The organism is Nostoc sp. UCD121 (assembly GCF_014222285.1).
Taxonomy (GTDB): Bacteria; Cyanobacteriota; Cyanobacteriia; order Cyanobacteriales; family Nostocaceae; genus Nostoc.
Genome location: NZ_JACKZS010000258.1, coordinates 1 through 9724, shown reverse-complemented (window position 1 = coordinate 9724; position 9724 = coordinate 1). Strand labels below are relative to the sequence as shown.

Here is a 9724-nt window from a genome sequence, read left to right as displayed (position 1 = left end):
GTGTAAAAAAATATTTAATTTTTCAAAAAAAATAGTCTTTCTGTGCAATCTATATCTATGGTTCAATGTTAATGGAAATCAATAAAGTAAGAATTAGTTTTATAATAATTGACTTCCAATGTTGGATTTAGTAACTGATGAAAATAGCTAGAAATTTTACACTCAGTTTGTTACACGATATTAAATATACATCTACAGTATTTTAGTATTATTTTAGACTTGCTATTTATCGTCAGTAGCCAAGTTAAATAACAGGAGATTTCTATGCCTGAAGCTATTGAGATTTATGACGATCGCCTGCGTGCTATTGTACGCCCAGGAGCCTCACTTCAAAAGCTTGCCAACGGTGCAGTCCATAGCGAGGGGCCTGTTTACTTCCATGAAGATGACACTGTTGTGTGGAGCGATGCTCACGGCAATCGTCTGTTGCGGTGGAGTCCTACTGACGATGTGGCTGTCCTACGAGATCCATCTGATTACCAAAGCGGTAATTACCGTGACTTAGAGGGTCGTCTAGTTGCCTGTTCATCTGGTTTGCGTGCTATCATCCGACGCGAACATGATGGTGAATGGAAGGTTTTAGTTGATCGCTACCAAGGCAAACGCCTGAACAGTCCAAATGATTTAGTAGTCAAAAGTGACGGCACGATTTGGTTTACCGATCCGCCTTATGGGATTACCGAGCCAAACCAAGGTTACGGCGGCGAACAGGAACAACCCGGAAGTTACGTCTATCGCTTTGACCCGGCAATAGGTGAGATTTATCCTGTAGTAACAGATATGGTGCGCCCTAATGGGTTGGCTTTCAGTCCAGACGAAAGCCTTTTGTATGTTTCAGATACAGCTGCGTTTAATATTTCAGGGGGGCCTCATCATATTCGTGTCTATGAGGTTGTAGGCGATGGCTATGTAAAGAATGGGCGTGTATTTGCAGTCATTGAACCAGGACAACCGGATGGACTGCGGGTTGACGAACATGGCAATGTTTTTACTAGTTCTCAAGATAGCGTGCAGATATACGCCCCCGATGGAACTCGCTTAGGAAAAATTTTTGTACCGGAGACATCCACTAACCTGACTTTCGGTGGTAAGGAAGGCGATTCCCTTTCAGGGACACTGAGTCCTGCGGACACGCTACGCGAACGTGAACGCTTATTTATCACAGCCGGTCATTCGTTATATGTTATCGACCTTAATACCCGTGGTGTAGAGCTATGATTTATCAATTTTGGCTGGGTGTAGCGATCGCTTTTTTCCTAGCTGCATTTAATTTCCCACAGCTAAGTCCACACTTGTTAAGTTCACTTTCTCCTGTGTATCCTGACGGATTCCCAGGATTGGCACTTTTACTTCTCAGAGTTAGCCTTGGCTGGTTGTTTATACTACACGGCTATCCCAAGATAACGCATCTTCGACAGTGGGCTGAGTCTCTAAAAACGCCTATCTTTCTTTGCTTTTTATCAGCTGCATCGATGTTAGGTGGCGGAATTTTTCTGATAATTGGATTCCTCACACTTTTAGCAACTTTGCCCATTCTCTGCTCAATGATTTTTGCGATATATTTGCACATCTCTGGAAGTAAGCCTTTTGTAGCTCAAGATCCATACTTAATTCCTCAAGAACAGTATCAGGGTGCTTTAGGACAAGGTGAACCCCCAAGTTGGGAAAAGGCTTTTATGTATTGCGTTATGCTGATTGCGATCGCAGTTTTAGGCCCTGGTGCTTATTCGCTTGATGCTTTAATTTTTGGACGGTAAAGGTTATACCGAAGAAATCGTTAAAATGCCTCAGTTTATGGGAAGACTATGTGGGTAATTTGATCGTATAGGAAAGACTCGTTACATGGCTAACTTTATATACGTTGATAACTCAAATGTCTTTATCGAGGCAAAACGTGTAAGTGCTGTTCAGCAAGGGTGGGCTTTAAACATTTTCGATGCAATGAATAATCGTATCTTAGATAACACGTATCGACTTGACTTTGGTAAGCTACATAGTTTTACAGCAGGTAATGACCCATCGAAGATTTCTAGAGCGGTTCTATTCGGATCTCGTCCTCCGGCAAATGACTCAGTTTGGACAATTGCGGAAAAAGTTGGTTTTGAGACAATTATTGTTGACCGGAATATTGCAAATAGGGAGAAAAAAATTGATACAGGTATTGTGGCAGAGATGATGCGCGATGCCTACACAAAAATAAATAAGGAAGCAGATATAATTACTTTAGTGGCAGGGGATAGTGATTTTGTACCAGCTATTGAAGCACTACGTAAGGATAGATATACCATTGAAGTATTCTTTTGGAATCATGCCTCACAAGAATTAAAGGATGCGTGTGATCGTTTCGTTCCACTTGATTTACACTTAGATCACTTAAACCACAATTAGGTTTTTTAAGTTCTAAATGTTCTATGTGTTCAACTGATAAATACAGTTGAACATACGCCTTGAGTTAGACATTTCACTAGATAGATAGTCTAGACTTCGACTATATTGGAGACGTTTATCTAGCTATTCCGCAATTAGTAAAATAGAATGTCCATCAGGGTCTTTAACTAGACAACCTTGCCGATAAGGAAAAGAGCGATCGCTAAATTGTACAATCCGTGACGATAGAAACTGAACTCCGTTACGCCGTAGCTTATCCACTAACTGCTCAAGATTATTTACAACTAGCTCAATTTGGATATGTGCAATATCGCAACTTTTCCAGTCACTCGGCATTGGGCGGCCTTTTCCAGGCACAATATAGTCTAACAGTTCAATTCCCATACCATCTTCAACAGGTCGCAGTGCTGTAATTTTGACTTCGGCTCCTGGTAAATTATCCAAGCGAGATTGGGTTGCACGCCAGTTGAGACTGCGGCTATCAATTTGCATTCCCAAGAGGTTGCAGTAAAAGTGTAGACTCTGCTCGGTATTGGAAATTGCGATTGCACTATGATCAATTCCTAAAAACAAGCGATGGCTATTTTGATGCCATTTATCTTTTCCTTTATCAGGAGGAAACCAAATTAACTCTAAATCATGACCATCAGGGTCTTTAAACTTAAAAGCGCGGACACCACCAGATGCTTCATTCTCAGGTGGTATTGTCTGGGGAGCATATGAAATTGGTTCAATGGGAAATGAACGCAAGTGAGCATAAGCACGATCCATATCACTGACTACAATCGCCAGATGTTGAAACCACAGGTCATGACTTTGTGAATAGCTGGGGATGGGTTTACCCTGAGCATTAAGATACTCCATCAACTCGATAAGTTCATCACCTAATCGTAAAGTGACAATGCGAATTTTTGCCCCAGTCACACCTTCTAAGTCGCTATAATCCAGTCCTTCAACAGTAATGTCAGAAACTAGTTCAAAAGCAAGTGCTTGTGTATAGAATTCCAAAGAGCGATTATAGTTTGTCACTGTTAAGCCAATAGCTCTAATTCTTTGTGCTTGTACATCGGTTTCACTAGGCATATTCAACAGCCTCTGTACTTATAATTAAGGTTCTGTTAAAGGAAATTATTTCAAGGGAAAAAGCTTTTTAGCACTCCCCAATTCTCATTTACTTTTCTCCTCGTCTCCCAACATTTTTAATAATTTTCTGGCAACTAAAACACCTACAACTCCTGCACCAACTACTTCCACTGCTTGCACAACTTTTTTACCTACATTGTGAGGATCAAGGTGGTGATGAAAAATCTCTTCATCCACCCATTCCGTTGTTGCTTTAAAGTCATGAATTGGTGTTGGCAATAGCGTTAAATAAGTACCTTGACGGATTAAATGTCCAGATTCGCCTGCAACTTCAAAAACATTGAAAAGGTTAGCAGCAGCATCATTTAACCCCAATTTTAAGAGAGTTCCTCGGATGCTAACCTTAACAGGTTTGAGTTCTTCTCCTAGAGCGATCGCTTTCAAATTCTGGGCAATATTTGCTCCTTGTTGATAAGCAACTTGGGCTGTAGGTGGTAGTGAACTATCTTGAACTGCTGCACAATCACCGCCGGCAAAAACTTCTGGAAAGTCGAGCAATTGCATGGTGGGAGTGACTAGGGGACGGTTATGATGATCCCGATGTTCTTTGGGAATTGGTAAGTCTTGAATTAGTGGATGAGTGGAAGTACCAGCAGTCCAAATCGTGGTGTATGTTGACAGTGTATTAACTTGATTATTGCTCTTATATTCAATTGTATTAGGGTGAATAGCAGTGGCTTCTGCTCCCGTAAGAATTTCAATTGGTATAGTACGTTTTTGTAATTCTTTCTCAGCAATTGGGCGTAATGGATCGTTAATATCACCATCAAGGATTTTTTGACCATGATTGAGCAATACCACGCGAATTTCACTTGAATTGCCTCCTAAAGCACTATACCAATGTGGTAGAAGATCCCCTAGAGTAGCTGCCATTTCTACACCAGAAGCACCACCACCAACTATGACTACTGTTAATAGTTTTCGGCGTTGTTCTACATCTTCCGTTTGGATAGCTTTTTGCAAACAGTCACGTAAATGATGGTCAAGAGCGATCGCATCTGCTTGCGTCCAGAAAGGAAAGGCATTTTCTCTAGCACCTTCAACTTGATGATAGCCAGTAACACTGCCCAAAGCTAATACTAAGTTGCTGTAATTATAGGAGTTTCCAGAAGCTAATTTAACTTCCTTTTGATGCAAGTCTATTGATTGTACTGTATCTTGCACAAAGATGACACCACTACCTTTAAGTAGTTCCGAAAAACGCGGGACTACCTGAAAGCTATCCATTTCGCCATCGAAATATTCATATAGTAGCGGCTTAAAGCAAAATCGCTCATCTTTATCAATCAAGATAACAGAACGAGGATAATGTTCGTGAGCTAAATGTAAGGCTGTAAATAGCCCGGTAAAACCACCGCCGATAATTACGGTTTGATAAACTTGGCTGTTCATAATAACTCTTCATTTACTACATTTTTAGGTGTTGAGATTCATTTTTTGGTATAGAGGAGGAGAGGAAAAACAAGAAATGAATAATGAAAGACTTGTTAGACCAATAAAAACAAAGCAATTAAGATGACGCTGAGAAAAAGAGCGAATGCAATAGCATATTCAACTCTACGGCTAAAAAATCCCACAGCAGCAATTAGAGCGATCGCTAGCCCAATAATGCCAGCATATTGCTCTTTTTGTAATCCGTGTGCAATTAGTGGATCTTGACCTGGTGCTGGGGTTTCTTGAATTGTTTTTGGGGCACGTTCTGAGGCTGGTATTTCTTGTAAGAATAGATTCATCACATTACTCCTTAAAATACTTGGATTTCTGAATTTTTTATGTTCGCCAAAGATAGAGAAGCGAGAAAATAAAGACCCAAACTACATCAACAAAGTGCCAAAAAAGAGTAGTCGCACTTGTCCCAAAGTGAGTCTTATTATAGTTGCCTGGAATGAATGAGCGAATCAGCATAATTATCTGAAGCACAACACCAGCCAGAACGTGTAGACCGTGGAAGCCTGTTAGTAAGTAAAATGTCGAACCAACTAACCCTGTAGTAATCTTAAAATCGAGATTTCTCCACTCAATTAATAGACCAACTAAGAAATAACTTCCCATTGCGATTGTTATTAACCATAGCCAGCGAAATTTATTAAGTTGATTATGCTTGAGGGCATTTTCTGCTGGTTGAATTACAAAGCTGCTAGAAAGTAATACTACCGTATTAATAACAACAAGTGTAGATAATTCTGGCCCAGAAATACCAGGTGGTAGCCAATTCTTAGTAGTCAGCCGCAAAGCAACATAAGTAAAGATAAAACTTAGAAATATGATGCTTTCTGATAGTAAGAAAACGGTAAATCCGAACATTCCTTTACCGTGATGATCTTCATGACTACCGCCACCAGTTGGTAGGAAGCGCTGTAACCAATTTGGCAAACGTCGCCGCCACAAATCAAAACGGATAGGACTTTCATCTATATGACGACGTTGCATAATTGAATTAGGGCATTAAGAATTGGGAATTAGGAATTAGGAATTGGGAATTGGGAATTGGGAATTGGGAATTAAATGTAGGTTGGGTTTCGTTCCTCAATCTAAAATCTAAAATCTAAAATTGACTCACTCACTGTTATCGGAATTTACGATTACTGAGTATTTTGGATTGCCGTAGTCATAAGGAGGCCTGGTTACAGTTGGAATCTCTTCAAAGTTATCTCGTGGAGGTGGTGAAGAGGTTGTCCATTCCAATCCAGTAGCGTGCCAAGGATTGTCAGCTGCCCTCGGCCCGTAAAGCCAAGAGCCTACTATGTTAGCAATAAAAGGCAGTGTGGATGCTCCTAGTAAAAATGAAGCCAAGCTAGCGATGACGTTCCATCCTTGATATTGTGGATCGTAGGAAGAAACTCGGCGTAGCATCCCTTGTAAACCTAATGGATGCATGGAGAAAAAGGTAATATTGGCAGGAATAAAGGTCAGCCAGAAATGTAACTTGCCCCAACCCTCAGCATACATTCTTCCAGTGATCTTGGGAAACCAGTAGTAAATTGCCGCGAAGATTGCCATTGTGATCGTGTTAAAAACGATGTAGTGGAAGTGTCCCACAACAAAGTAGGTGTTATTAACGTGGATATCAAAGGGCGTGGCAGCAAGCATTACACCAGTAACACCACCAAAAATAAACATGGCTGCACCTCCCATTGCAAACAGCATTGGTGTCTCTAGATGTAGTTTGCTCCTCCAGATGGTGGCTGTCCAAGCGAAGGCTTTAATCCCAGTGGGTATGGCAACTAACATTGAGGTAGCCATGAAGGTCATCCGCATCCAGCCAGGGGTGGCACTGGTGAACATGTGATGTACCCAAACGAAGATACTGATCAAGGCAATACCTAATGTGGCGATCGCAACTGACCGATAACCAAATAGGGGATTGCGAGAAAATGCAGGCAAAACCTCAGCAAAAATACCGAAGGCTGGTAGTGCCATGATATAAACTGCTGGGTGAGAGTAAAACCAAAATAGATGCTGATAAATAATCGGATCGCCATTCCCATCCGGTTTAAAAAATTGTGTGCCCAAGGAGAGATCAAGCAACAGCAGGATCAATACAGCTGTCAAGGCAGGTAAATTAATCAGTTGCAATAACTGGGCGCTAAAAACCGACCAAACAAACACAGGCATCCGAAAAAACGTCATCCCTGGGGCCCGCATCCAAAAGATGGTGGTCACAAAGTTAACAGCCCCCATGATTGAAGAGATGCCTATTAAAACTAGGCTGACTATCCATAAAAATTCACCGTTAATAAACTGATCCCCTGGAACTTGCAGACTAACTGGCGGATAAGACCACCACCCAGCTTGTGCAGTCCCGTTTGGGAGGAAAAAGCTAGACAGTAGTAAAAGACCAGCTGGTGGCAAAATCCAAAACGAAATGGCATTGAGCAAGGGAAAAGACATATCCCGCGCTCCAATCATTAGCGGCACTAAGTAGTTAGAAAGACCTGCATTGAAGGGAATAATCCACAGGAAAATCATGATTGTCCCGTGCATGGTGAACAAACCGTTATAAAGCGGGCGATCGACCAAATTCGATTCTGGAGTGAGCAACTCAGCCCGAATCAGCATCGCCAACAATCCGCCAATCAGGAAGAAAATGAAGGTCATCACCATGTACTGAATTCCAATCACCTTATGATCGGTGTTGAAGCTGAAGTATTCCCGCCAAGTATTACTCTGCTGGTTCTGCGATTCTCGATCCCCGGTAATCTCTTGACTTAAATCATGTGTCATTATTTAGCTTCCTTTTATTGGCAATGCCAGATTGAGCAGGTATGACGGTGTACCAGCCGCTATTAAACAATGTTTTTGGTGGTTGGATATTTTCGGCAACTGCCTGATTGATGGGAATTTGTTCGCTAGTAGCAGTTTGCGTGAGCCACTGATTATATTGATCGAGGGATTCAACGTATACATCCGTTTCCATTAAGGCAAAGTAAGTACCGCTAAATTGAGAATCTTTCAGCCGATATTTGCCTGGGCGAATCGGTGTTAGTACAATATCAATGTCGCGCCCTGGAATAATATCCTGCTTTAAGCGAAACTCAGGGACGTAGAAACCGTGGATTACATCCTGCGCTTGCAGATTTAAGCGAGTGCTGCGATTGATCGGCAGATGCAGTTGATTGCTAGTAACATTATTTGGATAACGAAAAGACCAATCCCACTGCTTAACAAAAACATCAATAGTTTCAGATGCAGGTTTGGGGACATCGCTGATGGTTTCGGCGTAGGCAGGTGCAGATTCAAGGGGTGTATGCAAATGCACGATTTGCTTTAGACCCAAAATATTTAATTGCTGATAAATATTGAAGCTTTGGAAAGCAATCCACACTACTAATAAAGTCGGGGTTGCTGTCCACAATATTTCTAGCCTCGCATCACCTCTAGAGGGGTGTCCCTCGCTGTAGTCTTCTGGAGGGGCGCGATGGAATGCGATCGCATAAATCATAACGCCAATTAGCCCAAGTAAGATAAATGCTCCAATTGAGACTAAGAAGCTAAACAAATCATCTACCCGTTGTGCTTCTGCTGTAGCTTGCGGAGGCATCCAAGCAAACGCCTGTTGCCCAATCCACCGACTGACGACGAGCAACACTGCTACATAAACCGCTATTAATACATATTCAAAAACACTAAACATAAAATTCAATAAATTCTCGTTTAATTATTTGTTGTAACCATTTTTGGCAATGCTATTAGCAGCAGTAACATGAATCCCAAATTCTTCTCCCAAATGCGCCCCCAATGTTCCGTGAACGAATAATATCCCCAGCATTGCAATCCCTGCTAACAAGTAACTCCACTGCACCTGTCTGGAAGCATCCTTCCGCCAGCGATAGCGTTGCAAACCTCTCCATACAGTCATGGCTACAATAAGCCCCAACAGCAAAAGGCCACCCAAACCATGTAAAAGCATCGTCCAACCAGCACTCAATCCCCAAGCACTCTTTTGATCGGCTGGTGGATTTGCCAAAAGTAGCTCAAAAAAACCAGCAGGAACTGTGAAAAAGGTGATAGTTGCTGCTGCTATGAGGTTGTACCAGCCGACATCAAAAAAGCTAGAACGGATGGCAGCCAATCCCAAAAATTTGAAAATTGGTTTTTCTAAAGAAAACAGCACTCCTGCTATATCAAAAATGATGGCAATGATGAACAAACCCAGCGTTAGATGCACCAACTGCGGATGTACAGGAATCTCGTAAGGTAATCCGTTAGCACCCAGACGCAATCTCAACTGCTCAATCAGTTGCGAGTTCATGGTGAAACTCCCTGTTTCAAGGCTTGAACTACAGGCTCAACGTGCAATCCATACACCCAAAACAGTTTACTCCCCAAATACACTTGCAAAAACACTAGGCAGACTAACAATGTTGCAGCCCCAAGGTAAGCAGGCGGTACTTTTCGGGGGCTGCGGTTGCGAATCACAAAACGCCAAGCTGCGATCGCCGCAACCATCGCCGCCAATGACCAACCCAAGACGGTATGATAATTCAGCGTTGACTGGGCTGCTTTCTGGGCTTGTGCTAGTCCGGCTTCAAATTGGCCAAAGATAATCGCGATGAAAATTGCGATCGCAGCAACAAACATATTCCAAAAACTCACCTCAAATAAACGCACGTTACGGGTGAAATAGCCTAGAACATCGCACACGAAAGAAAAAAGCACCATTGCGATTACGAAGTGGACAATGATGGGGTGT

Annotated in this window: 11 protein-coding genes; 3 read left to right on the top strand and 8 right to left on the bottom strand. The window is 42.0% G+C overall.

Features of this window, described 5'->3' with window-relative positions; translation table 11 throughout:
• Positions 1–264 precede the first annotated feature (264 nt).
• The 3 genes from GNF10_RS32240 to GNF10_RS32230 all read left to right on the top strand — a co-directional run bounded on the left by GNF10_RS32240 (position 265) and on the right by GNF10_RS32230 (position 2388).
• Positions 265–1218, top strand: coding sequence for an SMP-30/gluconolactonase/LRE family protein (locus GNF10_RS32240; RefSeq protein ID WP_185586710.1), 954 nt, complete (start codon positions 265–267; stop codon positions 1216–1218).
• A complete protein-coding gene (locus GNF10_RS32235) occupies positions 1215–1757 on the top strand; it encodes a DoxX family protein (RefSeq protein WP_185586709.1) in 543 nt (180 codons plus the stop codon). Before GNF10_RS32240 ends, GNF10_RS32235 begins: the two co-directional genes overlap by 4 nt.
• A gap of 85 nt (positions 1758–1842) precedes the next feature.
• A complete protein-coding gene (locus GNF10_RS32230) occupies positions 1843–2388 on the top strand; it encodes an NYN domain-containing protein (protein ID WP_185586708.1) in 546 nt (181 codons plus the stop codon).
• Positions 2389–2511: 123 nt separating this feature from the next.
• Here GNF10_RS32230 and GNF10_RS32225 read toward each other — a convergent pair whose 3' ends face one another.
• From GNF10_RS32225 to GNF10_RS32190, 8 genes are all read right to left on the bottom strand, one after another.
• Complete coding sequence (locus GNF10_RS32225; RefSeq protein ID WP_185586707.1) at positions 2512–3471, bottom strand: VOC family protein; 960 nt, start codon at positions 3469–3471, stop codon at positions 2512–2514.
• A gap of 84 nt (positions 3472–3555) precedes the next feature.
• On the bottom strand, positions 3556–4923 hold the full coding sequence (locus GNF10_RS32220; RefSeq protein WP_185586706.1) for an NAD(P)/FAD-dependent oxidoreductase: 1368 nt from the start codon (positions 4921–4923) through the stop codon (positions 3556–3558).
• Between the two features lie 95 nt (positions 4924–5018).
• Positions 5019–5264: a hypothetical protein gene (locus GNF10_RS32215; protein ID WP_185586705.1), complete on the bottom strand. Its 246-nt coding sequence runs from the start codon at positions 5262–5264 to the stop codon at positions 5019–5021.
• Between the two features lie 37 nt (positions 5265–5301).
• Complete coding sequence (locus GNF10_RS32210) at positions 5302–5961, bottom strand: heme-copper oxidase subunit III (RefSeq protein ID WP_185586704.1); 660 nt, start codon at positions 5959–5961, stop codon at positions 5302–5304.
• Positions 5962–6087: 126 nt separating this feature from the next.
• Positions 6088–7755: a cbb3-type cytochrome c oxidase subunit I gene (locus GNF10_RS32205; RefSeq protein WP_185586703.1), complete on the bottom strand. Its 1668-nt coding sequence runs from the start codon at positions 7753–7755 to the stop codon at positions 6088–6090.
• Positions 7745–8665 carry a cytochrome c oxidase subunit II gene (locus tag GNF10_RS32200; RefSeq protein WP_185586702.1) on the bottom strand — a complete coding sequence of 307 codons (921 nt, stop codon included), beginning with the start codon at positions 8663–8665 and terminating at the stop codon, positions 7745–7747. The genes GNF10_RS32205 and GNF10_RS32200 overlap by 11 nt, the downstream gene beginning before the upstream one ends.
• A gap of 24 nt (positions 8666–8689) precedes the next feature.
• Positions 8690–9283, bottom strand: a complete 594-nt coding sequence (locus GNF10_RS32195) for a DUF2231 domain-containing protein (protein WP_185586701.1) — start codon at positions 9281–9283, stop codon at positions 8690–8692.
• A partial coding sequence (locus tag GNF10_RS32190; RefSeq protein ID WP_185607357.1) for a DUF2231 domain-containing protein occupies positions 9280–9724 on the bottom strand: 445 nt, incomplete at its 5' end. The genes GNF10_RS32190 and GNF10_RS32195, both read right to left, overlap by 4 nt.